The organism is Pseudoduganella sp. HUAS MS19 (assembly GCF_053615455.1).
Genome location: NZ_CM132133.1, coordinates 4,229,947 through 4,254,504 on the forward strand (window position 1 = coordinate 4,229,947; position 24,558 = coordinate 4,254,504).

Here is a 24,558-nt window from a genome sequence, read left to right on the forward strand (position 1 = left end):
ATCTTGCCAGAAAACCAAAAGGAACGGCAGCGAAATTGTTTAACCGTGCTACAGTGACTCCCATGATCCCTGCGCCTACACCTTCCAACGAAGCCGAGCGGCTGGCAGCTTTATATGCGCTATTGCTGCTCGACACGCCACCCGAGGAACGCTTCGACAAAATTGTGGCTTTCGCAGCCGAAGAATTTGACGTTCCCATTGCCCTGATCTCCCTGCTCGATACCAACCGCCAGTGGTTCAAGGCGGCCATCGGTCTGGGCGGGACCTGCGAAACCGGACGCGACATCTCCTTTTGTGGCCATGCCATCATGCGCTCCGAAATCATGGTGGTGGAAGACGCCCTGCTCGACCAGCGCTTTGCTGACAATCCGCTGGTGACCGGCCCACCGCATATCCGCTTCTATGCCGGCGCGCCGCTGATCCTGGCTAACGGTTATGCGCTGGGCACCCTGTGCATCATCGATACGCGGCCGCGCCAGCTCGATCCACTTGCCTTGGCCATCCTCTCGACCTTGCGCAGCCTGGTGGTGCAGGAACTGGAGGCCAGCCATGCCTGAACTCAAGCAGATGCTGCTGGTCGAACCGGAAAACATCCTGCGCCGTACGGCGGCCCTGACCGCACGCTCGATGGGGCTGGCTGAAGTGCAGGAAGCTTCCAGCAGCGCCGTGGCGCGCCAGATCCTGGCCCAGCGCCCCTTCCACGGCGCCCTGATCTCGATCGATGCCGGCGAAGCCTTCGACTTGTCCCTGCTGGACCTGGTGCGGCAGGGCCACAGCGCCAGCCGGCCGCGCATTCCGCTGGCCGTGCTGGCATCGCGCTCCGACGATACGCTGCTGGCGGCCTTGCGCGAGCGCGGCATCAACCGCATCGTGCTGAAGCCCTTCCGCGCGCGCGCCCTGCTGGACGCTTTCGCCGCACTATCGGGCCACTAGGTGCCGGTCGGCGCGTGGCTGTCGCCGCCGTGCATCAGCGCATGGTAGCGGAAGGCTTCGCGGATATTGTCGCGCAAGGCCTGGTCGTCCCAGGGCTTGGTATAGAAGCGGTAGATCTCACCGCGGTTGATGGCGCCCAGCACTGACTCCAGTTCGGCGTAGCCGGACAGGATGATGCGCACCGTGCCCGGATACAGCTTGCGCACCCGGCTCAGGAACTCGGTGCCGTTCATGTCCGGCATGCGCTGGTCGCTGACCACCACCTGCACTTCGTGCGTGGCCAGCAAGGAGAACGCTTCCTGCGCATTGTGCGCCGCCAGGATCTGGTAGCCGTCGCGGCGCAACAGCCGCATCAGGGACGACAGCACATTCGGCTCATCGTCAAGCAGCAGCAGCGTGCCCTTGCGCTCGTCCGCCGGGCGCAGGGCCGGCTGGCGCGACTGCTCCTGCTTCAGCAAGGCGGCGAAGGCTTCCGGCATGATCGGCTGGCTGAGGTGGTAGCCCTGCGCTTCGTCGCAGTTGTAGCGCTGCAGGTAGGCCAATTGTCCTTCCGTCTCCACCCCTTCGGCAATGATGCGGAAGTCCAGGCTGTGGCCCAGCGAAATCACCGAGCGCACGATGGCCGCCACGGTAGGGTCGCCCAGCATGTCGCGCACGAAGGACTGGTCGATCTTCAGGTAATCGATGGGGAACAGCTTGAGGTAGGCCAGGCTGGAGTAGCCGGTGCCGAAATCGTCGATCGAGATGCCCACCCCGACCTTCTTCAAGCGCTGTACCGTGACCACCGCCTCGTCGGCGTTCTGCATCATCATGCTCTCGGTCAGCTCCAGCTCGAGGTACTGGGCTTGCAAGCCGGTGCTGCGCAACGCCTCCACCACCTCGTCGGCCAGGCCCTTGTCGCGGAACTGGCGGGCCGAGACATTGACCGCCACTCGCAGCGGCCGCAGTCCGGCGTCCTGCCACGCCTTGTTCTGGGCGCAGGCGGTGTGGATCACCCAGCGTCCCAGCGCCACGATCAGGCCCGTTTCCTCCGCCACCCCGATGAAACGGCCCGGCGGAATCAGGCCCATGGTCGGGTGGCGCCAGCGCAGCAGCGCCTCGACCCCGGAAATTTCTCCGCTGGCCACATTCATCTTCGGCTGGTAAACCAGGAACATCTCGCCGCGCGCCAGGGCGCCGCGCAATTCGTTTTCGATGGCGGCGCGCTCGACGATGCGTGCATGCATGGCCGGTTCGTAGAACTGCACCTGGTTGCGGCCATTCTCCTTGGCACGGTACATGGCAATGTCGGCAAAGCGCATCAGCAGCTGCGGTTCGCTGCTGTCGGCGGGATACAGCGCGACGCCCATGCTGCAGGTCACCGTATGCTCCTGTCCCGCCAGCTGCATCGGCGCCGCGATGCTGTCCAGGATCTTGCGCAGCATGGCTTGCGACGGCGTCGCGTCGTGGCCGTCCAGCAGGACCAGGACGAATTCGTCGCCCCCCATGCGCGCCACGGTGTCGGTATCGCGCACGCAGCCGCGCAGCCTGCTGGCCACGGTGCGCAGCAACTGGTCACCGGCCTCGTGGCCCAGGTTATCGTTGACCAGCTTGAAGTTGTCGAGGTCGAGAAAGGCTACCCACACCGTGTGGCTGTAGCGCTGCGCGTAGCTGATCGCCTGCGCCAGCCGGTCGCCGCACAGGTTGCGGTTGGGCAGCCCGGTCAGCGCATCGTGGCTGGCCTGGTGCTCGAGCTGCGCCTGGTAGTCCATGGTGGACGTCATGTCGGTCAGCACGCAAACGCGGTGCGTGTGCTGTCCCTCGCTGCCGCCAACCGGCGCCACGTGCAGCTGCGCCCACCAGTTGCGGCCATCGCGATGGCGGCCGCGCAGCATGAGCTGCACATCGCTCTGCCCATGCACCGCTTCATGCAGCGCGGTTTGCGCCGCCGCGTCGTCCGGGTCGGCCAGCAATTGCTCCAGGCTGCGGCCGTCCAGCCCGCCGGCCGCATACCCGGTCAGTTCGGCCAGCGCCCGGTTGGCGTATTCGATCGTATCGCTGCCTTCGTGAATGGCGGTGATGGCAATGGCGTTGACGCTCGATTCGAGCGCGCGGTTATGCAGCTGCAGCATCAACTCGACCTGCTTGCGCTCCGATACATCCTCAATGGTGCCAAGCAGGCCGATGGTCTTGCCGGCCTGGTCGTGCAAAGGCAGCTTGTTGATCAGGAACCAGTGCACGCTGCCGTCGGCGAACAGCAGGTGGTCTTCGCGGTTCAGGTGCGGCACGCCGCTGCGGATGATCATCGCATCGTCGGCGCGGATGCGCTCCGCGTTATGCGACCAGGGGAAATCAAAATCGCTCTTGCCCACTACGGCTTCCTGCGACGGCAGGCCGGCCGCACGCAGGAACACGTCGTTGCAGCCGCGATAGCGCAAGTCCATGTCCTTCCAGAAGATCTGGTGCGGGATGTGGTCGACCACCAGTTGCGTCATCTCCTGCGATTCGTGCAGGGCTTTTTCGATGCGCAGGCGCCGGGTGACGTCGTGGGCGAACACGAAGCGCGCCTTGTGCCCGGCCATCAGCAAGGGATGCGAGGAAATCTCCACTTCGATCAGGCGGCCGTCCTTGCAGCGGTGGGCCCAGGTGCCCGATTGCTGCGCCGCCGACTGCGCTGAAGCTTCAAGGTCGTCACGCAGGCGTTGCAGTTCGTGATCGGGACGGATATCCTCGATTGTCATCTCGAGGAATTCTTCTTCGCTGTAGCCGTAGACCGCCACCGCAGCGCGGTTGACCACCAGGAAGCGCAGCGAGCCGACGTCATAGACCCACATCGGGTGCGGATGGTGGTCGAACAGGCGCTTGAAGCGCAGCCGTGAGCCGTACGAGTCGGCCTCGGGCAGCGGCGTCGCGATGCAGCGGAAGCACTCGGGCTGGGTGCCATGGCCGGCGTAGTATTCCAGTGCCAGCGTCACCGGGGCGCCGTCGCCGCCCTTCTCGCACAGCGCCAGTTCGCCGCGCCAGACGCCGCGCAGCTTGGCCTCGGGGATGGCATCGTCGCGCAGTTCCGCGGCAGCCCAGCTGCGGAACAGGCCAAACGCCTTCTCCCCGGCGCCGAGCTCATCTGCCAACCGCCGCGCATGGGCGTTCGCGGCAAGCAATGTGCCTTCGGCATCCATCATGAAAGCCAGGTTGGGGCTGTGCTCATACACCGCAGCGAATGCATCCAGCCTGGTCCTTCCCGGCGAAGCGAGAGAAGCCCTATCCATGCCAGCGATGGTAACAGAACTATTTTGCTAGCAGCGCCCATCTGAGCGGCAATGCATCTTCCCGCCACACAAGCTGTTGCGGCTGGAATTCCCAATGCCGCTCGGTTCCGTCCAGAGCGACGCGCGCCGTTCCGCTCATCTGTAGCAAACCGCCGCTGTCAAAGTCCGGGAACACCAGCCCGGCCCTGCCATTCAGCAGTATGTTACCGAGAGTGGCAAAAAATCGATTACCTTCGTAGTCCGGCACCAGCAGGCTGCCGCTGCTGCTGATCTGGACAAAACCCGGCGGGCCGCCGCGATGCGACACGTCAACGCGCATCTCTTCGCCTGCGCCGGAATACGTTGCGACGAAGAAAGTACCTGCGCGCCCGATCAGGTCGCGCGCCAGCGCATCGAGCTGCGGCAGCTGACGCGGCGGCAGGCCGGACGGCTCGCCCGGCGCCCGCTCGAAGCGGTAGTTGCGTTCATGGATGTACTTCGGGCAGTTGCCAAACGACTCGGCGACTGCGAGCTCGAACTGCGCGCCGCCCAGCGCGCGCAGCCGGCCGTTCAGGCGGTTGCGGCGGCGCGTGTGCAGCTCGATCCCCAGCATGCCCACCGCCGCACCATCGCGCAAGCCGGCCTGCGCCGGGTCCGCGCGCTCGGCCGGCAGCAACAGCTGCAGGCGTTGCGGATGCGGCGAATGCATGAAGCCTTCTTCCCCGGCACGCAAGGTGGCCCACGGGCGTCCTTCGCCATCGACGCTGCCGAACACGGCAAAGGGCAACTGGGCGAAAAAGTCGCGGTGCTGGTCCGGCATATAGTCGCGGATCACCTTGCGCCCGATGTCGTCCATGCGCTCCACCGCGCCAAGCGTCGCCTGGAGCGCGATCTCGCCGGCGTGCCAGGGCCCGTTCATGCTGCCAGCCCGACCGGCGATTTGAGGAAGGGCTGGAAGCGCGGCAGCGCTTCGATGCGTTCCAGCCAGGCGTTCACGCCGGCGTAGGCCGACAGGTCGACATTGCCTTCCGGCGCACGGGCGATGTAGCTGTACAGCGCGATATCGGCAATGGTCGGCCCGCCGCCCGCGATCCATTCCCTGCCCGCCAGGCTGCCCTCGACCAGGCCGAGGATGCGATGGGCGCGGGCGATGGCCTCGGCCGGGTCGAGCGGTTTCTTGAACAGCTGGATGATGCGGGCGGTGGCCGGACCGCTGGCGATTTCACCGGCAGCCACCGACAGCCAGCGCTGTACGGCGGCGGCGCCAACCGGGTCTTGCGGCAGCCAGCCGGCATTGCCGTAGCGGGTCGCCAGGTAGACCAGGATGGCGTTGGAGTCGGCAATCACCACGCCGTCGTCCTCCAGCACCGGTACCTGGCCAAAGGGGTTCAGCTTGAGGAAGGCTGCGGTTTTCTGCTCGGCTTTGAGCAAGTCGACTTCCACCAGTTCGAAATCAAGGCCCAGCAGGGACAGGAACAGGTGGGCGCGATGGGCGTGGCCGGAAATGGGGTGGTAGTACAGCTTCATCGGATCTCCTTTCAAGTAATGATGCGAGTGTGATCCATGTCGGCGATGATGAGAATCACCGCCAGCGGCAATTCACCATTCCATCAGGCGCAATAATGCTCAGGGCAGCACTTCGAACAGCAGGAATTGCGTGACCTGGCCCTTGCCAAAGTTATCGTCGCTGGCAAACACCAGCGTGGCGTGGCCGTTCGGCAGGCGCGGGCCGAAGGCCATGGCCTCAAGGTTGCCGATGCGCGGCAGGCCCGGCTTGCGGAAGTCCAGCACCAGCCGCTTTCGGGCCGGGACATACTGCGCACCGGCAAGGCCGGGCACGGACCGCACATCGCTTGCCGCGCGCGCGTCGGCAGCGTACAGCCGGATGTAATTGCTGTAGGCGCCATCGGCGCCTTGCACCGTGGCGCGCTCCAGCACCAGCAGCTCGCCGTCGGGCAGCGCCAGGATTTCGGAGACGCCGTTCTCGGCTTCCTTGCCTGGGCCCGGTTCGGCGGGAATGGCGTCCAGCGGATAGGCGAACTGGCGCACTACCTGGCCGTCGCGCCGGAATTGCGTCATGCGCAGCATTGCGCCGTGCTGCGGCGTCGGGAGCGGGCCGTCTTCATACAGCGGCGACTCGATGGAAGCCCAGATGCTGCGGCCATCCGGCGCGAAGGCGAGGCCTTCGAACGTGGCGTTGTAGCGCGAACCGCGCGCTTGATCCTTGTGAACCCTGAAACCATCCGGCAAGGGCAGTTCGGACAGCAGCGTCCCGTCACGCGCGGCATGGCGGATGAATGGATCGAGGCCATGGCGGCGGTCGCCTTCGCTCGAATACCACAGGCTGCCGTCCAGCGGGTCGATGCGGACCGATTCCACGTCGGCGCGTGCGCAGCCGCCGCTGGTGGCGGCAAAGTCCCTGCCGTCGGCGTTCAGGAAGTAATGCAGGCCGGTGAAGCGCACCGCGCGAAAGGCAGTGGCGTCGAAATCGAGCTCGGCCTCGTAAAAACGCGCCGGATTGTGGGTGCAACGGTCATCCGATTCAATGACCCAGCGGCCGCGCGCCGCATCGAAATCGAGGCCGGAGAAGCCGCCCAGCATGGTGTCGCGGAATATGGCCTGGTGCGCCACGCGCTGCTCTCCAATGAAACGCAGTGCACCGACCGGGGACGCGGTGGAAGCCGGGGCGTGGCGCGAAGCAGGTGCGCACGCCGCCAGCGCCAGCCCCGCTGCCAGCGCGGCGCCGCAAAAGGCCAGGCGCCTCATGCGCGGTGCAGGCGCCTGTGCATGCAGCGCAAGCCGATCCACATGCCGGCCGCCACGACCGGCACCATGACGCCCATCAGCAACTCGGGATTGACGGCAAATCCCATCACCTTGGCGCCTTTGGCGCTATAGCCGATCAGGCCCACCACGTAATACGAGATCGCCGCCACCGACAGGCCTTCCACCGCCTGCTGCAGGCGCAGCTGCTGCGCGGCGCGCGCGTTCATCGACTGCAGGATCTTGCGGTTCTGGGCTTCCTGCACGATGCCGACACGGGTGCGCAGCAGGTCGTTGCAGTTGGCGATGCGGCCGGCCAGCGCCTCCTGGCGTGCGGCCACGGCTTCGCACGTCTTCATGGCGGGCGCCAGGCGGCGCTCCATGAATTCCTCCACCGTCGGCGTGCCTTCGATACGCAATTCGCGCAACTCGTCGATGCGCGCGTTGACCAGGCCGAAATAGGCCTTGGATGCGGCGAAGCGGTAGCTGGTGTCGGCCGACACTTTTTCGATGCGCGCCGCCAGGTGGGTGATGCGGTCAAGCAGCGCCCGCTCGGTGGAGCCGTCATCAACCTTGCCGTCCGCTTCCACCAGGGCGCCCGCCAGCGTCGCCAGCTCGGCTTCAACCTTGTTCAGTTCCGGCGTGGCGTCCTGCGCGACCGGCAGGCCAAGCAGGGCCATCATGCGGTAGGTTTCGATTTCCAGCACGCGCTGCACCAGGCGGCCCGACTGCTGTTCGTGCATGCCCGCGTCGCAGACCACGAAGCGGCTGAAGCCATCGGCGTGAATGGCGAAATCGGTCCACATTTCGCCGCCATTCATCACCTGGCTGCCTGCCAGGGGGGCGCCCTGGAACAGGCGCTGCAGGCTCTCGGCAAAGGCATGCTGCATGCCGCCCGGGCGCCCCAGCAGCACATGCGCCGCCACCAGCACCCTGCCCTGCAGCCGCAGCAGCCATTGTTCCGGCAGGTGGCGCGAGGGCATGCTGCCAAAAGCGTCTTCCGGCAGCGGCATGCTGGCCACCGTTTCCGCGAAAGTGAAGGTGGCAAATTCCGTGTGCAGTTCCCACTTCAGGCGAAAGCGGCCAAAGTCATGGCTAAAGTATTTTCCGCCCGCTGCCGGCGCCGTCACGCCGAAATGGCCACACAGCTCCGCCAGCAACTCCTGCTGCGCCTGTTCGCCCATGATGGCCAAGTGGGTCAGCAGGGTTGGCGCGTCCAGTTTCAGGAAGGGGCGCGAGTGGATTTCGGCAGCGAGGGGCACACGCTGCGCGTGGTTCAGGCTGGAAAACACGATACTCATTGGGCTGGGCTCGGTGATGGCGGAGTCCAGATAGTAACATTGTATTTACTTTAAGCCCGGCCGTGGGCCGCGGCCGGGGCGCGAAAGCGCAGGCTGATGTCGCCCCCGGCCGCTGGCAGGATCGGCTCGAACCACAGGTAGCCGGGCGGATCGCCCGGCCCCAGCCGCAGCGAGCTGCCGTCGGTGGCAAGTTCGAGCATCCGGCCGCTGGCCGGGTCGAACAGGCGCAACGCAGGAGCGCCGCTCTGTCCTTTATCCAGCACGTAACGCGCTGATCCCGGCAATGCAAGCGCAGGCCGCGCCGCGCGGAAATCCCAGGGTGTCCCCGCCACGTCCCGCTCGTGTTCACCGGCCGGCACCACGCGCCCGGCGCCGGCCATCAGCAATTGGCCCGGCGCCTCGCCCGCGCCGGCCAGATTGAAGGCCACCCGCAGGCAGATCGTCGCCGGCGCCGCGGCAGGCGCCTGGCAGTGCAGCGACAGGCTATTTGCATCATCCAGGACATAGGTCGCCACCACCGCGTGCGGCCCCGGACTGACCAGGCGCAGGCCGACACTGGCATCTTCCACCAGCGGCACCGCATGCCACGGCAGGCGGTGCAGGGCACGCCCCGGCGCCGGTTGCAGGTGGATGCCGCAATCCGGTGCCTCGTCATGCACCACGTTGGCCAGCCGACCATTGCGGTCAGGTGTCTGCAGGGCGGCAATCGCGGCGCCAACGGTGCGGATCCGCACCTCCATGCCATGGCGGTTACACAGGGCGAAGATATACCGCGGCAATCCTTCCGCCGTATGGCCTGCGTCCTGCTGCGTAATACTTAGTTCCATCTTCTAAGTATATTCAGCCCCCTCAGTTTTGATAAAATAAGTCGCCATTTCCCGTCGGCAAAACAATGAAGTGCAGGCATCGCAAATTTCCTACTGGGCACGTGAAGGAGGCGAGTGGCAAATCATCTTCGAAAGCATGATCTGAAGATCCTTTTGCGCACCCAGCTTCTGAGTTGCGCCGCGCTGGCGGGTATCGCCATGGCCATCCTCCTGTTCCGGCGCGAGCCGCTTGCGGGACTGCTGCAGGCCGGCTGGCCGTGGTGGCAGCAAGGCCTGGCCGGCATCGTACTGGGGCTGGCTGCCGGCAGCGTATCGGCCCTGACCACACTGCGCAAGCCCCATGCCGAAGCGGTGCAGCGCACGGCCGCCAGTTATGCGCGGCTCGACCTCAGTGGCTGGAATCCAGTCTGGATCTCGCTCGCCGCCGGCATCTCGGAAGAATTGCTTTTCCGCGCCGCGCTGCAGCCGCTGGTGGGGATCTGGGGCGCCAGCCTGCTGTTCCTGCTGGTGCACATCGGCGCCTACGATTTCCGCCGCTTCGACCGCGCCGCGCTATGGCAGGCCGGCGGCGTGTTCGGCATGGGCCTGCTGTTCGGCTTCGCGTTCGAGCATATCGGCTTGCTGGCCGTCATGGTCGCCCACGCCATCGTCGACATCATCGGCCTTTACCTGGTGCGCCGCATTTCGGCAGGCGCGAACCGCTTGCGGTAATCGCTGGGAGACACGGCCAGCGTGCGCTGGAAGGCGGTGCGCAGCCGCTCCTCGTTGCCAAACCCGCAAAGGCGCGCAACCAGGTCGACACTGCGCTGCGACGCCTCCAGCATGCGCCGCGCGGCCTCCAGCCGCAGCGCTTCGACACCCTTGGCCGGCGTGCGGCCGGTTTTCTCCTTGTACACCCGCGCAAAATTGCGCGGACTCATATTCACCTGGCTTGCCAGCACCTCGACCGGCATCGACAGGGCCAGGTTATCCATGATCCACAGGTGCAGTCGCTCGAAGGCATCGCCGCCGGCTTCCTGCGCCAACAGCAGTTCACTAAATTGCGCCTGGCCGCCCGGGCGCTTGAGAAACACCACCAGTTCGCGCGCCACCTGCATGGCCACCTCATGCCCGCAGTCGCCTTCGACCAGCGCCAGGGCCAGGTCGATGCCTGCCGTGACGCCTGCCGAGGTCCATACCGCTTCCTGCCTGACGAACAGCGAATCACGGTCGATGTCGACCGCCGGAAAGCGTTCCTGCAGCAGGTCGCACATTGCCCAATGGGTGGCGGCGCGCCTGCCGTTCAACAGGCCGGCCTGCGCCAGCAGGAAGGTGCCGCTGCAGACCGATGCCGTGCGCCGCGCGCGGCTTGCCGCCACGGCGATCCAATCGCTCAGTTCCCTCAGCAATGCCTGCACGCGCGGCATCTCCGGCGAGCCAGGGACGACGATGGTGTCGATGTCCTGCAGCAGGAAGGACGACAGCGGCTCGGTCGCCAGCGCCATGCCTTCGGCGCTGCGCACCATGCCGCCGGCCAGGCTGGCCACCCGGCGCGCGTAGCCGGGCAGCCCGCGTTCGCGCATGCGCTTGTCCGCAGCCCAGAACACAGTTTGCGGGCCGCTCAGGTCCAGCAGGCCCACCTCGTCATAGGCCAGGAACAGCACCAGCCGCTCGTCATGCATATTTGGCAGGAAATAAGGGGTATTCGTCATTCCCGCCAATTCTGTGCGTCCTAAGATGTACTGTCAACGTGACAGCAACCCTTTGGAGGAGAACCATGAAGATCGTAGTCATTGGCGGCACCGGCCTGATAGGCGCAAAACTGGTCAAACTGCTGCAGGCGAAAGGCCACGAAGTGCTGGCGGCATCGCCCGGTACCGGTGTCAATGCCGTTACCGGCGACGGCCTGGCCGCAGCCCTGGCCGGAGCGGAAGTGGTGGTCGATGTGGCCAATTCGCCGTCATTTGCGCCGGCCGACGTGCTGGACTTCTTCCAGAAGTCCAGCCGCAACCTGGGCAGGGCGGAGAAAGAGGCCGGCGTGCGCCACCATGTGGCCCTGTCGATCGTGGGCACCGACCGCTTGCCGGAGAATGGCTATTTCGCAGCCAAGGTGGCGCAGGAGGAACTGGTCAAGCAGAACGGCGTGCCTTACACCATCCTGCGCGCCACGCAGTTCATGGAATTTCTTGCCGCTATCGGCCAGTCGTCGGCGGTGGACGGCACTATCCGCCTGTCGCCGGCCCTGATCCAGCCGGTGGCAGCCGACGATGTGGCGCAGGCCCTGGCCGACGTGGCGCAGGCCGCGCCCTTGAACGGCACCGCCGAACTGGCGGGACCGCAAGCCTATCCGCTGGAACAGATCGTGCGCCGTGCGCTGGCGGCGGCCGGCGAGACGCGGCCGATCGTCACCGACCCGCAGGCGGGCTACTTCGGCTCGGTGCTGGAGCAAGGCAGCCTGGTGCCGGCCGCCGACGCCAGGCCGCGCCTGGGCGCCATCGGCTACGAGACCTGGCTGCAGCAGCACTGAGTCTTTACTGGAAGGCCACTTCGGCGAAGCTGCGCAGTTTGCGGCTGTGCAGCTTGTCCGACCCCAGTCCGCGCAGCAGTTCCAGCGCGCGGATGCCGATGCGCAGGTGCTGGTCGACGCGGTCGCGGTAGAACTGGTTGGCCATGCCGGGCAGCTTGATTTCGCCATGCAGCGGCTTGTCGCTGACGCACAGCAGCGTGCCGTACGGGACGCGGAAGCGGAAACCGTTGGCGGCAATGGTGGCGCTTTCCATGTCCAGCGCCACCGCCCTGCTCTGGCTGAAACGGCGCTCCGGCGTGCGCTGCGGCAGCAGCTCCCAATTGCGGTTGTCGGTACTGGCCACGGTGCCGGTGCGCAGCACCCGCTTCAGGTCATGCCCGCCCAGCTGCGTGACTTCCGCCACCGCCGATTCGATCGCCACCTGCACTTCGGCCAGTGCCGGTATCGGCACCCACAGCGGCAGATCCTCGTCCAGCACGTGGTCTTCGCGCACATAGCCGTGGGCCAGCACGTAGTCGCCCAGTTGCTGCGTGTTGCGCAGGCCGGCGCAGTGCCCCAGCATCAGCCAGGCATGCGGGCGCAGCACCGCGATATGGTCGGTGGCCGTCTTGGCGTTGGCCGGGCCGACGCCGATGTTTACCATGCTGATGCCGCTGCCGTCGGCGCGCACCAGGTGGTAGCCCGGCATTTGCGGCAGGCGCGGCGGCGCCGCGCCCAGGTCGTCGCCCGGCTGCATGGCGTGGCCGACGCGGCGCGTGACGATATTGCCCGGCTCGACGAAGGCCACATAGCCGTCGTTGTCCGGGCTGGCCATCAGCTCATGGCCCAGGCGCACGAATTCATCGATATAGAACTGGTAGTTCGTAAACATCACGAAATTCTGGAAGTGCTCGGGCGAGGTGCCGGTGTAATGGCGCAGGCGCTGCAGCGAATAGTCGACGCGCGGCGCGGTAAACAGCGACAACGGCTGCGCATCGCCCGGCGGCGCCTCGAAGGTGCCGTTGGCGATGCCGTCATCCATGGCGGCCAGGTTGGGCAGGTCGAACACGTCGCGCATCAGCAGGCGGCGCTCGGCGCTCAGGCTGCCTTCGATATGGTCATGCTCGGCGAAGGAAAAGTGGATCGGGATCGGCTGGGAGCTCAGGCCCACTTCGATCTGCATCTGCTGCTGGCCGTGGTTTTTCAGCAGCAGGCGGAATTGTTCGGTGTAATAGCCTTCGAACAGGTCGGGGCGGGTCAGCGTGGTTTCAAAAGCGCCGGGGCCGGCGACAAAGCCGTACGACAGGCGGGAATCGGCGCGCGCCACGGTTTCGGTCTGCACCCGCACGTACGGGTAACAGGCGCGGACACGCTCGCCGGGCGTCTCGCCCTCGACAAAGCGCTGCAGCGATTCGCGCAGGAAGCGGATACTATCGTCGTAAATTGCCCGGACCTGGGCCAGTGCTGCGGAGGGATCGTCAAACATGCGGGGTGCTACGTGGGGACGGCTGAACATCGTGCGACTCCTTTCTGCTGTTCCACCCTATTATAATGGCAGCATGTGGCAGAGATATTTCATCGGATTGATCGCGGCAGGCAGCATGGCGGACGCGCCGGCAAATGCGCCGTTAACCGTGGCCTGGCGCGAAAAGCCCCCCTACTATTACTATGATGAGAACAAGGCTGCGAAAGGCTTCATGCTGGAACGCGCCAAACAGGTTTTCGCCGCGGCCGGCGTGCCTGCGGTATTCGTCAACGAACCGCAAAAGCGCATCTGGGCCAATTTCAACCATGGCACGCCGAACTACTGCTCGATCAGCTGGTACCGCCTGCCCGAGCGCGAAGCCGTAGCGCAATATTCGGTTTCCGTGCACGCGGACTTGCCCCATGCCGTGCTGGCCGTGCCGGCGGTGGCGGCCCGCATCAGGTCCCACGCCAGCCTGAAATCCCTGCTTTCGGATAAAACCCTGACTCTGGCCGTGATCGACGGCGTTTCCTACGGCCCGGAACTCGACACGCTGATCGCCGGCAGCCGGAACCGCATCATGCGCCGCACCGTGGAGACCTCGGCCATGTTCCGCATGGTTGCATTCGGCCGCGCCGACTACCTTTTCGTGGACCGCGAAGACTGGAATTACCTGCGCCTGAAGTTCCCTGAACTGCAAACGCTGGTGCTGATCGATTTTGCCGACATGCCGCCCGGCCTGAAACGCTACTTCGTCTGCAGCCGGGACGTGCCGGCGGAAACCATGGAACGCCTGAACCGCGCCATCCAGGCGCGCAGCGACACGCCGCGCCGCTAGCTTCAGATCGCCCTGGCGCCCAGCACCTGCATGCGCTGGCGCCAGGCGGCCACCGCAGCGCTATCCATCTTGCCGGCGCCGCCCACCAATGTCTTGCGTACCGGCGCTATGCCAACGAAGTTCAGGATGTTGCGCTCCAGCGATTTCAGGCTGTGGGCGCGGAAGTACCAGCGATAGAACAAGGCCGGCATGCCCATCGTCACCACCACGCGCGCACTGCGGCCGGCCAGCAGGCCCGCGTGCAGCGGGTTCCTGGCCTCGCGCGCCAGGGCAAAGCCGGGCCGCGCCACCTGCTCCAGGAAGGCTTTCAGGCAAGCAGGCATGTCGCCCAGCCAGAGCGGATAGAAGATCACCAGGTGCCCGGCAGCCGCGATGGCCTGCTGTACCGGCGCCAGCGCCGGCGGCACTTCGCCCTCTTCCCATTCATGCGCGTTGGCCAGCAAGGGGAAGTCCAGCCTGGCCGGGGTGAGCGTGTCCGCCTGGTGGCCGGCCGCATGCGCGGCTGCCACATAAGCTTGCGCCAGCGCGTGGCACAAATGGCCGCCGGCCGGGTCGGGATGGCCCTGGATCACGAGGATCTTGCTCATGCGTCTTCCACCGTGACCAGGTTGCTCTGGGCCTCGGCGTATTCCAGCGCGTAGGCCAGCTCGCCCGGCGTGTCGGCATGGACCGACAGGACCGGCTGCCCCACTTCAAGCCAGCTGCCGAGCGGCGCGAGGAAACGCACGCCGGCCGCTGCGGCGCGCGGTGCCCCGGCCAGCTTGGCCAGCGTGGCCAGCTTGCGGTTGTCGATGGCGACGACCCGGCCCGCATGGCGCGCCTCCAGCACATGGGTGCAGGCCGCAAGCGGCGGCTGGCGCAGGCCGCCCTGCGCTGCGCAGATGGCCTGGAATTTGGACCAGGCGGCGCCCGAGTCCAGCGTCCCGGCAGCCAGTGCCATGCCTTCGCCCGGCGCGGCACGGCCGCCCAGCTCCAGCACGCCGGCGGCCAGGGCCAGCGCGCGCTGGCGCAAGTCCTGCGGTGCGCCGGGCGCACCCTGCAGCACCGCCAGCACATCCATCGCTTCCAGTGCCGGACCGATGCCGACGCCAACCGGCTCGCTGCCGTCGCTGAGGACGCACCTGACGGCCAGGCCCAGCGCACCGCCGGCGCCTTCCAGGCGCGCGGCGAGCTGGCGTGCGGCCTGATCGGAGCGCACCTTGGCGGTGCGGCCGACCGGAATGTCGATCAGCACATGGCTGGCGCCGGCCGCCAGCTTCTTCGACAGCACCGAAGCGACCAGCAAGCCATCGCTATCGAGTTCCAGCGGGCGCTCGACGCGGATCAGCACATCGTCGGCCGGGCTCAGGGTCACGCTGCCGCCCCACACGATGCAGCCGCCCTCCTGCTGCACCACGCGGCGCATGGCGTCGATGCCGATTACCACGGGCGCCAGGGTTTCCATGGTATCGGCCGTGCCGGCCGGCGATGTGATGGCGCGCGAAGACGTCTTGGGCATGGTCATGCCGCAGGCCGCGACAATCGGCACCACCAGCAGCGTAGTACGGTTGCCCGGCAGGCCGCCCACGCAGTGCTTGTCGACCACTACCTGCGACGGCCAGTGCATGCGCTGGCCCGCCGCCGCCATGGCGCGCGTCAGGGCGATGGTTTCCGCCAGGTCCAGGCGGTTGCCGGAGCAGGCCGTGATGAAGCTGGAGAGATGGATGTCCGGATAGCGGCCGCCGGCAATGTCGGCAATGATGGCGCGGGCTGCCGCATCGTCCAGCGGCCGGCCGTGGATCTTGCCGCGCACCGCCGCGAACGATGCCAGCGCTGCCGGGTGGCGCACACTGATTGCCACGCCCGGCGCAGCGCCCAGCGCTTCCCAGGCCGCCTCGGACAGGCCGATATCCTGCTCCTCGAGCAGCCCGCCATCGACCACGTTCAATGTGGCGGCGACGGTGCGCGCGCCGCATTGCAGCTCGATGCGCGATTGGGCCTCGAAGCCCTCGGCGCGGCAAACCTTGCAGTCGCGCCGCATATAGGCGACCGGCTGCTGGTAGGTGTCGATGCCAAGCCGCCTGGCCCTTAATGCATATCCCATGATGTCACTCCTTTCGCCCAGCCTATGCGATCGCGGCGGCGCCCGGAATGACCTGGATCAATTTCAGAAGCTGCGCGCCAGCCCGAGAACCAGCTTGCTTTGCAGCTTGCTCGACGGTGTGCTGGAGTAGCTGCCATAGGCGCCGCTGGCAGGGGCGCCCTGGCGGCGCAGGCGGGCGGCATCCAGCGACAGCTGCAGTTGCCAGCCTTCGACTGCGGTCCCGACGCCGACGCGTCCTTCAGCGCGATTGCTGCCCGAATTGCCGGGCGCGCCCAGGTAGCCGCCGCGCCAGAAATAGCGCCAGCCGGTTCCCCATGGCCCGCCGCCATTGAGTTCAGCATACACCGTGCGCTCACGCAAGCCGAGGTAGTCCGGCGAATAATGCAGGCGGGCCGAGTAGTTTTCGAAGGAGATGCCGACAAACGCCTCGCGGAAATTCCAGTCCGGTGCGCCGTGGAAGGCGTAGGCAGACAGGCCCGCCTCCCATGACAGCCCCGATTGCAGGCGTGCGGCATAGCCGGCGTAGCCCAGCCACTGCGCAGTGCGATGCGACTGCGGCGCCAGTTGTCCGCTGACCACCTGGCCGCCGGCAAAGCAGCCGTTGGCGCCATCGACATCGAGCGAGAGCCGCGCGGCCGGCTTGCCGGAGCTGAGCGAAATGCCGCGGTACAGATGATCCGACACGATTCCGGCGCTGCCGCTTACCTGCGCCTGCGCACTCGCTGCAAGGATGCCGGCCAGCCCTGTCAGGGCGACCGTGCCAGCTTGTCGGAGGAAGGGTTGGGGCATGCGCAGGAACATTTACCGGTAATGCGCATGATGGTGGCGCAAAGATCTATCCCCGTCAACGGTGCGGGACCGCTGCTGCGCACGATGCCCGCATGCAGGCGCTCGCCGTTCAGTTGCGGCTTGAGTTCGCCGATCAGGGCCAGCATGCCGCTCACGTGCGCGGCAGCGTAGGAAGACCCGGACACCATGCCCCAGCGCGCGCCCGGCATGGTGGTGGGCACGTCGCGCCCCGGCGCGAGCAGGCATTGAGCGCCATGGCGCGGCGCATCGTCGGCGGCGACGGCAAACACGCCGGGACTGTTGGCCGGAAAGCCGCCATCGCTGCGGGCCGGGTCGATCGCGCCCACCACGCGCATGCCGCGCGCCTGCGCCACGCCGAGCAGTTGCTGCAGCAGGCGGTCGGGTGGGCCGGACAGGCTCAGGTTGATCACCTGGGCGTTGTGCAGCAGGGCGTAGTTGAGGGCTTTGGCCAGAGTGAAGCTGTTGCAGCGCGTGCCGCTGTCGGCCTGCCAACAGGCGCGCAGGGCCATCAGGCGCGCTTGCGGCGCGACGCCGGCGATGCCGATGCCGTTGCCGGCGCGCGCCGCGATCACGCCCGCGACCGCCGTGCCGTGTTCTTCCGCCACATAGGACTGGCCGTCGACGAAATTCTCCTGCAGCGCCACCTGCCCTGCCAGGTCGGGGTGGCTGGCTTCGACACCGCTGTCGATCACGGCCACCAGCACCTTGCGCCCGGTCGCGGACTTGCGCACCTGCTCCAGTTGCCATGGCGCAGCGGCAGGCTGGACGCGATACAAAGGGTCGCCTGCTGCACTGGCGCCGCCCAGGGTGCCGAAGTCCTGGATGGCCTGCGCCCAGGCCACCCGGCGATCGCGCGACAGCGCGACCAGCACCCCGGCCGGGTCCTGGCCGGGGGCCAGGCGCATGCGATAGCAATCGACGCTCAGCGCAGGCATCGGCCAGTCTTCCATCATCTGCAAGCCATGCTCGCGCGCCAGCGCGGCGGCGATGCGCTGGCGCGCCTGGCGGCCCGCGTCGTCGCGATAGCTGGCACCGCTGTAGCCGTCGGCCCTGAAATGCGGCGCCGGCAGGTGCAGCATGATGAGGATTTCGCGGGCAGCGCCGGTCGGTTGTCCGCCGGGGCCGTGCGCAGCGTCCGGGGGCTCTTGCTGCGCCGCCTGCAGGCCTGCCATCCCGCCCAGTGCGCACAGCATCCACAGCATCAATGCCATCCAACGGATCACTGCCCGCCCTCCGCTGCCAGCGCTTCCGCCAGTTCAACCGCAGGGTCGGCGCGCAGGGCCGCCAGCACCGCGGCACGCTGCGCCGGGTCGACATCCAGCAGCCATGCGCCGGTGGCGCTCGGCGCGCCAAGCAGTTGCGCGCCAGGGGTCGTCAGCAGGCGCTGCACGTCCTGCACGCTGGCGCCGGGCCTGAACACGAGCAGCACATCAGGTGTGGCAGCCGGTGCGCTGCCAAGCGCCCGGTAGGCGGGCGGCGCGCCTGCCGGCAGCAGGTTCACGGCCAGCACGACAATCACCAGCGCCTGCGCCGCGATGGCCCAGCCCTGCCAGTCGCCGCCAGCGCGCAGCCAGTCCAGTAAGGCAGTGGCAAGGCGGGACGGCGCCGGCGCAACGGGAACTGCTTGCGTGGCAGGCGGGGCCGAGGGCAGCGGCGCATCGTCCAGCAGCGGCATCAGGCGCGCCAGGGCGCGTTCCGGATCCAGGCCGGCCGGCAACGGCGCTGCCGTTTCGATCAGGCGGCGCTGCCAGGCCAGGTCGGCGCGGCATGCGGGGCAGTCGCGCAAATGCCGCTGCACGCGCGCCGCCTCGCTGTCGGCCAGCGAGCCGGCGGCATACCAGGGCAGCAGTGCCTGCATGTCCTGGTGCTCCGCAACGTACGATGGGTCTTGCATGTTCATCTTATTTCTTCCAAATGGTCGGACAACATGTGCTTCAGGCGCAGGCGGGCATGGAACATGCGCGTTTTCACGGTATTGACCGGGCAGTCCATGGTTTCGGCGATCTCCTGGTAGGCCATGCCGTGGTAATACGTCAGGCACACCACCGCGCGCTGCTCCAGGGGCAGGGCGTCCAGCGCCCGGCCGACGCCGCGCTGCAGCTGCAGCGCAGCGAGGGCATGCTCGGGCTCGCGCCACTCTTCGCCGGCGACCTCCGGCGCTTGCTCCAGCGGCTCGTCGACGCCGCGCAGGGCTTTCAGCGCCTGGCGGTAGGCGATGCCGAAAATCCAGGTGGAGACCTTGCTGCTGCCGTCGTAGCTGGCAGCTTTCTGCCACACCACAAGCATGGTGTCGTTGACGATCTCTTCCAGCAGCGGCAGGTTGCGCGTCATGCGGTCGAGGAAACGGGCCAGGCGCGGGAAGTAGGCGCGGTACAGCGCCTGGAAGGCCAGGCGATCGCCGCCGCCCACCAGCCGTATCAGTTCGCCATCGTCCACATCCCCTGTCACTCCCGTCCTCCTGCCAGACCGCATGCAATTTTCTCCTTTTTACGCCTGTGAATACCCAGCCGGAGGAGAAAGGTTCAAGCAAATTTCAAAAATATTTTCCCTCCCGATTTTGAACCATTTTTGCGTGCGCCGGTATTGACCGTAACAACATTGACAGAATGTTCAGTACCTGTGTTCGCTCAAACAGCCGTCTGCGGCCCCGCCCTGCTCTCGCCCGACCTGGCCGCCCTGCTGCGCCTGCTGGTGCTGGCGCCGCTGCTGGAGGAATGGGTGGTGCGCGCCGGGCTGCATGCCTGGCTGCTGCCGCGCTGCCGCGCCCCGCTGGCGCTGCTGGCCAGTGCGGCGGCGTTCAGTGCGCTGCACCTGGGCGCGGGGCCGCTGGCGGCGGCGCTGGTGTTCGGGCCAGGCCTGGCATTCGGCCTGGCTTACCAGCGCTGGCGCGACTGGCGGCTGTGCGCCCTGCTGCACAGCGCATGCAATGCCTGGGCCCTGTCGATGTGTGCTTGAACAACTCACCAACAACGGGAGCACCCATGAATCACCACCGACTTTGGCCTTTGCTGGCGTTAGCCCTGGCGCAGGCGGCGCATTTCGCGCACGCTGCCGATGCCCTGAACGGCAAGAGCCTTTACCTGAACGGGCCCACGTCCGGCGGCACCACCTGCGCCGCCTGCCACGGCCCATCGCCGGCTAACAACGTCAGCAACATCCTGGCCGCTGCCGACAATCCGTCCGTGATCAGCGCCGCGTTCGCTGCCAATAAGGGCGGCATGGGCACCCTGTACAACGGCAAGTTCAGCGCGGCGGAGATGGCCGACCTGGCGGCATTCATCGGCAACCCGAACGTGACGGCAGCGCCGGCGGCATCCGTGGCGCCAGCCACGCTGTCGTTTGGCGGCGCGACCGTGGGCCAGGACAGCGGCGCGCTGGCCACGACACTTTCCAACACCGGCTCGGCGCCCCTCAACATCGGCGGCATCGCCGTGGGCGGCAGCCATGGCGGCGATTTCCGCATCACAGGCGGCAGCTGCACCGCCGGTGCCGCCCTGGCGGCCGGCGCCAACTGCAGCGTGCAACTGTTGTTCCGCCCGACGGCAAGCGGTACCCGCAGCGGCGCGCTGACCATCAGTCACAATGCCACCGGCGGCGCGAGCGGCGTGGCCCTGTCCGGCACCGGCAATGCCGTGCCGCAGGCGACGCTGTCGCTGTCGGCCAGCGCGCTTGACTTCGGCGCGCTGCTGGTCAACGCCCCTGCCCAGCGCACCCTGACGCTAACCAACAGCGGCCAGGCCGCCCTGAGCTTTTCCTCGATCGGCGTGAGCGGTGCCCAGGCCGGCCACTTTACCCTGGGCGGCACTTGCGCGGCCGGCGCGCCGCTGGCCGCCGGCGCCAGCTGCACCGTGCTGGTGCAGGTCATGCCTGCGACCGCAGGGGCGATTGCCGCCACCCTCAATCTCGCTTCCAACGCCAGCAATGGGAACGTTGCGGTCGGGCTTTCCGGCATTGCGGCAGCGCCCGCGCCGGCCGTCGGTGCCAGCCCCGGCGCAGTCGCTTTCGGCCTGTGGACCATTGGTGCGGCACCGCTTGCACAGCAAGTCACGCTCACCAACAGCGGCAATGTGGCGCTGTCCTTCAGCAGCATTGCCTTCAGCGGCGCGGCAGGCATCTCCATTGCCGGCGGCGGCGATTGCGGCAGCAGCCTGGCCGTTGGCGCCAGCTGCACGGTGCCCCTGGCGTTCGCTCCCGCCACAACGGGCGACGTGGCAGGAACCTTGCTCGTGCGCTCCAATGCCGCCGACCTCTCGGTGGCGGTCACCGGCTCCGGCACCACTTCGCCGGTCGCGCGCCCGGCATTGAGCAGCAGCGGACCGCTGGCCTTTGCCGATACCCGGGTGGGACAGCAATCGTCTGCGCAGCGCAATACACTGTCCAACAGCGGCACCGGCGCCCTGAAGATCGCCTCGCTGGTCCTGGGCGGCAGCCATCCCGGCGACTTCGCGCTGGCCGGCAACTGCGCTGCCGACGTCACGCTGAGTCCGGGCGCGAGCTGCACGATTGACGCCAGCTTCAAGCCAACTGCCGCCGGCGCCCGCAGCGCCGACATGCTGCTTGTCACCGACAGCGGCGCCCAGTTCAGCGTGCGGCTGAACGGCAATGCCAGCGCGGTCCCGGCGCCGACGCCTGCGCTTGGCGTGTCGCCGCAAGCCTTCGACTACGGCAGCACCGCCGCCGGCGGCGCGGGTATCGTCAAGCGCTTCGTGCTGTCGAACACCGGCTCCGCGGCGCTGGTACTGGACAGCGTCGCCTTCAGCGGCCCGTTCTCGGTGGCGGCAGGCGAGGCCAATGCCTGCGGCGCCTTCCCGCTGACGCTGCAAGCCGGTGCTGCCTGCGAACTGCCGGTGCGCTTTGTTCCGGCAGCCACCGGCAGCGCCACCGGCAGCGCCACCCTGCAGGCGGCAGGCGGCAGCTGGCAGCTCGCCCTCAGCGGCCAGGGCGCGGACGGTGCCAGCCCCGCAGGCGCCACGCAGAACCGGGGCGGCGGCGGCTGCTCCTCCATCAGCGGCGGCAATGACCCGATGCTGGCCCTGCTCGCGGCCCTGGCGGCCGGCGTTCTGCTGTGGCGCCGCCGCCAGGCGCGCCTCCTGGCGGCAGCCGCGGCACTGGCGCTGGCCGGCCAGGCCGCTGCGCTGGAGCCGGGCCAGGCCGCCCCCTCCTTCTCGCTGAACGGCCCGGGCGGCGCCGTCAAGCTGGAGCACTACCAGGGCAAGCTGGTGTACATCGATTTCTGGGCTTCATGGTGCGGGCCTTGTCGCCAGTCCTTCCCATGGATGAACGAGATGCAGGCCCGCTACGGCGGCCAGGGCCTGCAGGTGGTCGGCATCAATGTCGATGCCAGGACCGACGATGCGCGCAGCTTCCTGAACGCGACGCCTGCCAGCTTCGTCATCGCTTTCGACCCGAATGGCACGGCGCCGCGCAACTATGGCGTGAAAGGCATGCCGAGCAGTGTGCTGATCGGGCCAGACGGCAAGGTGCTGTATGAGCACAGCGGTTTCCGCCCGGCCGACCGCAGCGTGCTCGAAGCGCGCATCAAGAGCGCGCTGGGAGTGCGGCAATGAGCGCGCGCCTGCTGCTTGTCTGCGCACTGCTGGCCGGCCTCTCCGCCTGCGCACTGAAACCGGTACAACCCTGGGAGAAAGGGGAACTGGCGCGTACCGACATGCTGGTGCAGGGCGACAGCCTCGAGACGCGCTTCAACGAACACATTTACACCAGCAAGGAAGCGGCTTCCGGCGGCAGCGCCGTGGGTGGCGGCGGATGCGGCTGCAACTGACAAGGATCACCATGGAAAACAAACCACAGAACGGCGTGCCGGTCGGCCAGGCCTTGCTGGCGGCGGCCATGCTGCTGCCGGGAATCGGCGCGGTGCATGCCGAAACGCCGCCGGAGCGGGGCAGCATCGGCGTGAAATACCTGTACTACAAGGAGGACCAGCCGGGCCTGGACCGGGTGCGCGTGCATGCACCGGCGGTGTCGGTGCTGGCGCCGATCGCCGGCCAATGGACGGTGGCCGCCAGCGCCACGGTGGACGATGTGTCGGGCGCTTCGCCGCGCTATCACACTGCCATCTCCGGCGCCTCGCGCATGAACGATTTGCGCAAGGCGGGCGACGTCACCGTCACGCGCTACCTGCCGCGCGGCACGGTCAGCGTATCGGCGGCTTATTCGACGGAACACGACTATGTGTCGCGCGCCCTGTCGCTGCAGACATCCCTTGCCAGCGACGACAGGAACACCACCTGGAACTTCGGCCTGGGCGGATCGGATGACAGCATCAATCCCGTCAACCGTGTCGTGCAGGATGCGGGGCGGCAGACCGTCAGCGTGCTGGCCGGCGTGACGCGGGTCCTGACGCCGGTCGATGTTGGCCAGTTCACGCTGACGCACACGCAGGGGCATGGCTACTACTCCGATCCTTACAAGCTGGCCGACAACCGGCCCGGCACGCGGCGCCAGGATACCGCCCTGCTGCAGTGGAACCACCGTTTCACCGCGCTGGCGGCAACCAGCAGGCTCGGTTACCGCTATTACCGCGACAGTTTTGGCATCCGGGCCCATACGCTCGGCGCCGAGTGGGTCCAGGGCCTAGGCAATGGCTGGACCGTCACGCCGGCCGTGCGGCTGTATTCGCAGCGCGCGGCCGACTTCTATTTCGATCCGGTGTACGACAGCCAGCTTGGCGCCCCGTTCCCGCCGGGCTATGTGTTCGGCAGCCCGCAAGCCAGTTCCGCCGACCAGCGCCTGTCCGGCTTCGGCGCCGTCACGCTGGGCGTGAAACTGGCGAAACAGCTCAATCGGGACTGGGCTGTCGACTTCAAGCTCGAACGCTACGAACAGCGCGCTGCCTGGCGCCTGTTCGGCAGCGGCAGCCCGGGACTGGCGCCGATGCGCGCCGTCAGCCTGCAAATAGGAGTGACACGGCAGTGGTAAGCCCCATTTTCACGATCGACTTCCAGGCGATGGCCAGCCGCTGCGAGATCCGGCTGGCCGCCGCTTCGGGAGCTGAAGCGCGCGCGCTGGCCGAGCCCGCGCTGGAGGAAGTACGCCGGATCGAAGCCAAGTATTCACGCTATCGCGCCGACAGCATCGTGAGCCGCATCAACGCGGCGGCCGGCGTGGCGCCGCTCGCCTGCGATGAGGAGACCCTGGCGCTGCTCGACTATGCCGATGCCGTGTACCGCAGCAGCGGCGGGCGCTTCGACATCACTTCCGGCGTGCTGCGCAAGGTGTGGGACTTCCGTCTTGGCACCGTGCCCTCGCCGCAGACGCTGGAGCGCCTGTTGCCGCTGGTCGGCTGGCATCAGCTGCGGCGCGAGAACGGCAGCGTAATGCTTGCCCGAGCCGGCATGGAACTCGATTTCGGCGGCTTCGGCAAGGAGTATGCGGTTGACCGCGCGGCGGAAATCCTGACAGCGCAAGGCGTGCGGCACGGCTATGTGAACCTGGGCGGCGACATGCGTTTCCTGGGGCCGCGGCCCGATGGCGGGGAGTGGAGCATCGGCATCCAGCACCCGCGCGATACGCAAGCCACCGTTGCCAGCGTGCCGTTCAGGCGGGGAGCGCTGGCCACCAGCGGGGACTATGAGCGGTACTTTGAGGCCGATGGACGGCGCTACTGCCACATCCTCGATCCAGGCAGCGGCATGCCGGTGTCGTACTGGCGCTCGGTGAGCGTGGTATCGCCGCTGGCCATCGCAGCCGGCAGCTGCAGCACCACAGCCATGCTGCTGGAGCGCGACGGGCTGGATTTCCTGGAGCAGTCCGGCCTGCCCTTCCTGGCCATCGACCAAGACGGTCAAATTTTTCGGAGGTAGATG

General features: G+C 67.3%; 24 protein-coding genes. 10 read left to right on the plus strand and 14 right to left on the minus strand.

Annotated features, from left to right (window positions below; genetic code table 11):
* Window positions 1–62 precede the first annotated feature (62 nt).
* Both ACWBU6_RS19105 and ACWBU6_RS19110 read left to right on the plus strand, forming a co-directional pair.
* Window positions 63–557, plus strand: a complete 495-nt coding sequence (locus ACWBU6_RS19105; protein WP_452644979.1) for a GAF domain-containing protein — start codon at window positions 63–65, stop codon at window positions 555–557.
* Entirely contained in the window at window positions 550–933 is a 384-nt protein-coding gene (locus tag ACWBU6_RS19110) for a response regulator (protein ID WP_452644980.1), read from the plus strand. The genes ACWBU6_RS19105 and ACWBU6_RS19110 overlap by 8 nt, the downstream gene beginning before the upstream one ends.
* On the opposite strand, the gene ACWBU6_RS19115 is transcribed toward ACWBU6_RS19110, so the two are convergent.
* The 6 genes from ACWBU6_RS19115 to ACWBU6_RS19140 form a co-directional block, all read right to left on the minus strand.
* Window positions 930–4,181, minus strand: a complete 3,252-nt coding sequence (locus ACWBU6_RS19115; protein ID WP_452644981.1) for an EAL domain-containing protein — start codon at window positions 4,179–4,181, stop codon at window positions 930–932. The genes ACWBU6_RS19110 and ACWBU6_RS19115 overlap by 4 nt on opposite strands.
* Before the next feature lie 19 nt (window positions 4,182–4,200).
* The gene (locus tag ACWBU6_RS19120) at window positions 4,201–5,079 is read right to left on the minus strand and encodes a pyridoxamine 5'-phosphate oxidase family protein (protein WP_452644982.1); all 879 of its coding nucleotides are present in this window, start codon (window positions 5,077–5,079) and stop codon (window positions 4,201–4,203) included.
* A complete protein-coding gene (locus ACWBU6_RS19125) occupies window positions 5,076–5,687 on the minus strand; it encodes a glutathione S-transferase family protein (protein ID WP_452644983.1) in 612 nt (203 codons plus the stop codon). Before ACWBU6_RS19125 ends, ACWBU6_RS19120 begins: the two co-directional genes overlap by 4 nt.
* 99 nt (window positions 5,688–5,786) lie before the next feature.
* Window positions 5,787–6,926 (minus strand): esterase-like activity of phytase family protein, encoded by a 1,140-nt coding sequence (locus ACWBU6_RS19130; RefSeq protein ID WP_452644984.1) that lies wholly within the window; start codon window positions 6,924–6,926, stop codon window positions 5,787–5,789.
* The gene (locus tag ACWBU6_RS19135) at window positions 6,923–8,224 is read right to left on the minus strand and encodes a DUF3422 family protein (RefSeq protein ID WP_452644985.1); all 1,302 of its coding nucleotides are present in this window, start codon (window positions 8,222–8,224) and stop codon (window positions 6,923–6,925) included. The genes ACWBU6_RS19130 and ACWBU6_RS19135 overlap by 4 nt, the downstream gene beginning before the upstream one ends.
* Window positions 8,225–8,274: 50 nt before the next feature.
* Window positions 8,275–9,051: a hypothetical protein gene (locus ACWBU6_RS19140; RefSeq protein WP_452644986.1), complete on the minus strand. Its 777-nt coding sequence runs from the start codon at window positions 9,049–9,051 to the stop codon at window positions 8,275–8,277.
* Window positions 9,052–9,204: 153 nt separating this feature from the next.
* Here ACWBU6_RS19140 and ACWBU6_RS19145 point away from each other — a divergent pair, with 153 nt between their 5' ends.
* The gene (locus ACWBU6_RS19145; protein WP_452644987.1) at window positions 9,205–9,762 is read left to right on the plus strand and encodes a CPBP family intramembrane glutamic endopeptidase; all 558 of its coding nucleotides are present in this window, start codon (window positions 9,205–9,207) and stop codon (window positions 9,760–9,762) included.
* On the opposite strand, the gene ACWBU6_RS19150 is transcribed toward ACWBU6_RS19145, so the two are convergent.
* On the minus strand, window positions 9,717–10,712 hold the full coding sequence (locus ACWBU6_RS19150; RefSeq protein ID WP_452649584.1) for a GlxA family transcriptional regulator: 996 nt from the start codon (window positions 10,710–10,712) through the stop codon (window positions 9,717–9,719). The genes ACWBU6_RS19145 and ACWBU6_RS19150 overlap by 46 nt on opposite strands.
* A gap of 95 nt (window positions 10,713–10,807) precedes the next feature.
* On the opposite strand from ACWBU6_RS19150, the gene ACWBU6_RS19155 reads away from it, so the two are divergent.
* Complete coding sequence (locus ACWBU6_RS19155) at window positions 10,808–11,557, plus strand: SDR family oxidoreductase (protein WP_452644988.1); 750 nt, start codon at window positions 10,808–10,810, stop codon at window positions 11,555–11,557.
* A 4-nt stretch (window positions 11,558–11,561) separates the two neighbouring features.
* Here ACWBU6_RS19155 and ACWBU6_RS19160 read toward each other — a convergent pair whose 3' ends face one another.
* Window positions 11,562–13,052 carry an AMP nucleosidase gene (locus tag ACWBU6_RS19160; RefSeq protein ID WP_452644989.1) on the minus strand — a complete coding sequence of 497 codons (1,491 nt, stop codon included), beginning with the start codon at window positions 13,050–13,052 and terminating at the stop codon, window positions 11,562–11,564.
* Between the two features lie 43 nt (window positions 13,053–13,095).
* Here ACWBU6_RS19160 and ACWBU6_RS19165 point away from each other — a divergent pair, with 43 nt between their 5' ends.
* Window positions 13,096–13,839, plus strand: coding sequence for a substrate-binding periplasmic protein (locus ACWBU6_RS19165; RefSeq protein ID WP_452644990.1), 744 nt, complete (start codon window positions 13,096–13,098; stop codon window positions 13,837–13,839).
* A gap of 2 nt (window positions 13,840–13,841) precedes the next feature.
* Here ACWBU6_RS19165 and ACWBU6_RS19170 read toward each other — a convergent pair whose 3' ends face one another.
* The 6 genes from ACWBU6_RS19170 to ACWBU6_RS19195 form a co-directional block, all read right to left on the minus strand.
* A complete protein-coding gene (locus ACWBU6_RS19170) occupies window positions 13,842–14,426 on the minus strand; it encodes an NAD(P)H-dependent oxidoreductase (RefSeq protein WP_452644991.1) in 585 nt (194 codons plus the stop codon).
* Window positions 14,423–15,922: a thymidine phosphorylase family protein gene (locus tag ACWBU6_RS19175; RefSeq protein WP_452644992.1), complete on the minus strand. Its 1,500-nt coding sequence runs from the start codon at window positions 15,920–15,922 to the stop codon at window positions 14,423–14,425. The genes ACWBU6_RS19170 and ACWBU6_RS19175 overlap by 4 nt, the downstream gene beginning before the upstream one ends.
* A 63-nt stretch (window positions 15,923–15,985) precedes the next feature.
* Window positions 15,986–16,711: a TorF family putative porin gene (locus ACWBU6_RS19180; protein WP_452644993.1), complete on the minus strand. Its 726-nt coding sequence runs from the start codon at window positions 16,709–16,711 to the stop codon at window positions 15,986–15,988.
* Window positions 16,669–17,955, minus strand: coding sequence for a S8 family peptidase (locus ACWBU6_RS19185; RefSeq protein WP_452644994.1), 1,287 nt, complete (start codon window positions 17,953–17,955; stop codon window positions 16,669–16,671). Before ACWBU6_RS19185 ends, ACWBU6_RS19180 begins: the two co-directional genes overlap by 43 nt.
* The gene (locus tag ACWBU6_RS19190; protein ID WP_452644995.1) at window positions 17,952–18,632 is read right to left on the minus strand and encodes a zf-HC2 domain-containing protein; all 681 of its coding nucleotides are present in this window, start codon (window positions 18,630–18,632) and stop codon (window positions 17,952–17,954) included. The genes ACWBU6_RS19185 and ACWBU6_RS19190 overlap by 4 nt, the downstream gene beginning before the upstream one ends.
* On the minus strand, window positions 18,629–19,180 hold the full coding sequence (locus ACWBU6_RS19195) for an RNA polymerase sigma factor (protein ID WP_452644996.1): 552 nt from the start codon (window positions 19,178–19,180) through the stop codon (window positions 18,629–18,631). Before ACWBU6_RS19195 ends, ACWBU6_RS19190 begins: the two co-directional genes overlap by 4 nt.
* Window positions 19,181–19,351: 171 nt before the next feature.
* Here ACWBU6_RS19195 and mrtJ point away from each other — a divergent pair, with 171 nt between their 5' ends.
* From mrtJ to ACWBU6_RS19220, 5 genes are read left to right on the plus strand one after another with little or no spacing between them, the layout of a single operon-like run.
* Window positions 19,352–19,687, plus strand: a complete 336-nt coding sequence (gene mrtJ / locus ACWBU6_RS19200) for a JDVT-CTERM system glutamic-type intramembrane protease MrtJ (protein WP_452644997.1) — start codon at window positions 19,352–19,354, stop codon at window positions 19,685–19,687.
* 26 nt (window positions 19,688–19,713) lie between these two features.
* Window positions 19,714–22,299 carry a choice-of-anchor D domain-containing protein gene (locus ACWBU6_RS19205; protein ID WP_452644998.1) on the plus strand — a complete coding sequence of 862 codons (2,586 nt, stop codon included), beginning with the start codon at window positions 19,714–19,716 and terminating at the stop codon, window positions 22,297–22,299.
* The gene (locus ACWBU6_RS19210; RefSeq protein WP_452644999.1) at window positions 22,296–22,514 is read left to right on the plus strand and encodes a DUF4266 domain-containing protein; all 219 of its coding nucleotides are present in this window, start codon (window positions 22,296–22,298) and stop codon (window positions 22,512–22,514) included. The genes ACWBU6_RS19205 and ACWBU6_RS19210 overlap by 4 nt, the downstream gene beginning before the upstream one ends.
* Window positions 22,515–22,525: 11 nt before the next feature.
* On the plus strand, window positions 22,526–23,671 hold the full coding sequence (locus ACWBU6_RS19215; RefSeq protein WP_452645000.1) for a DUF3570 domain-containing protein: 1,146 nt from the start codon (window positions 22,526–22,528) through the stop codon (window positions 23,669–23,671).
* A complete protein-coding gene (locus ACWBU6_RS19220; protein ID WP_452645001.1) occupies window positions 23,665–24,555 on the plus strand; it encodes an FAD:protein FMN transferase in 891 nt (296 codons plus the stop codon). The genes ACWBU6_RS19215 and ACWBU6_RS19220 overlap by 7 nt, the downstream gene beginning before the upstream one ends.
* Window positions 24,556–24,558: the final 3 nt, after the last annotated feature.

Excerpts from the sequence above, each read along its gene's own strand:
- ACWBU6_RS19130 (WP_452644984.1), bottom strand. The coding sequence starts at position 6,926 with ATGAGGCGCCTGGCCTTTTGCGGCGCCGCGCTGGCAGCGGGGCTGGCG.
- ACWBU6_RS19120 (WP_452644982.1), bottom strand. The coding sequence starts at position 5,079 with ATGAACGGGCCCTGGCACGCCGGCGAGATCGCGCTCCAGGCGACGCTT.
- ACWBU6_RS19170 (WP_452644991.1), bottom strand. The coding sequence starts at position 14,426 with ATGAGCAAGATCCTCGTGATCCAGGGCCATCCCGACCCGGCCGGCGGC.
- ACWBU6_RS19215 (WP_452645000.1), top strand. The coding sequence starts at position 22,526 with ATGGAAAACAAACCACAGAACGGCGTGCCGGTCGGCCAGGCCTTGCTG.
- ACWBU6_RS19190 (WP_452644995.1), bottom strand. The coding sequence starts at position 18,632 with ATGAACATGCAAGACCCATCGTACGTTGCGGAGCACCAGGACATGCAG.
- ACWBU6_RS19180 (WP_452644993.1), bottom strand. The coding sequence starts at position 16,711 with ATGCCCCAACCCTTCCTCCGACAAGCTGGCACGGTCGCCCTGACAGGG.
- ACWBU6_RS19125 (WP_452644983.1), bottom strand. The coding sequence starts at position 5,687 with ATGAAGCTGTACTACCACCCCATTTCCGGCCACGCCCATCGCGCCCAC.
- ACWBU6_RS19105 (WP_452644979.1), top strand. The coding sequence starts at position 63 with ATGATCCCTGCGCCTACACCTTCCAACGAAGCCGAGCGGCTGGCAGCT.
- ACWBU6_RS19210 (WP_452644999.1), top strand. The coding sequence starts at position 22,296 with ATGAGCGCGCGCCTGCTGCTTGTCTGCGCACTGCTGGCCGGCCTCTCC.
- ACWBU6_RS19150 (WP_452649584.1), bottom strand. The coding sequence starts at position 10,712 with ATGCATGACGAGCGGCTGGTGCTGTTCCTGGCCTATGACGAGGTGGGC.
- ACWBU6_RS19135 (WP_452644985.1), bottom strand. The coding sequence starts at position 8,224 with ATGAGTATCGTGTTTTCCAGCCTGAACCACGCGCAGCGTGTGCCCCTC.
- ACWBU6_RS19175 (WP_452644992.1), bottom strand. The coding sequence starts at position 15,922 with ATGGGATATGCATTAAGGGCCAGGCGGCTTGGCATCGACACCTACCAG.
- ACWBU6_RS19155 (WP_452644988.1), top strand. The coding sequence starts at position 10,808 with ATGAAGATCGTAGTCATTGGCGGCACCGGCCTGATAGGCGCAAAACTG.
- ACWBU6_RS19205 (WP_452644998.1), top strand. The coding sequence starts at position 19,714 with ATGAATCACCACCGACTTTGGCCTTTGCTGGCGTTAGCCCTGGCGCAG.
- ACWBU6_RS19160 (WP_452644989.1), bottom strand. The coding sequence starts at position 13,052 with ATGTTCAGCCGTCCCCACGTAGCACCCCGCATGTTTGACGATCCCTCC.
- ACWBU6_RS19110 (WP_452644980.1), top strand. The coding sequence starts at position 550 with ATGCCTGAACTCAAGCAGATGCTGCTGGTCGAACCGGAAAACATCCTG.
- ACWBU6_RS19140 (WP_452644986.1), bottom strand. The coding sequence starts at position 9,051 with ATGGAACTAAGTATTACGCAGCAGGACGCAGGCCATACGGCGGAAGGA.
- ACWBU6_RS19165 (WP_452644990.1), top strand. The coding sequence starts at position 13,096 with ATGTGGCAGAGATATTTCATCGGATTGATCGCGGCAGGCAGCATGGCG.
- ACWBU6_RS19115 (WP_452644981.1), bottom strand. The coding sequence starts at position 4,181 with ATGGATAGGGCTTCTCTCGCTTCGCCGGGAAGGACCAGGCTGGATGCA.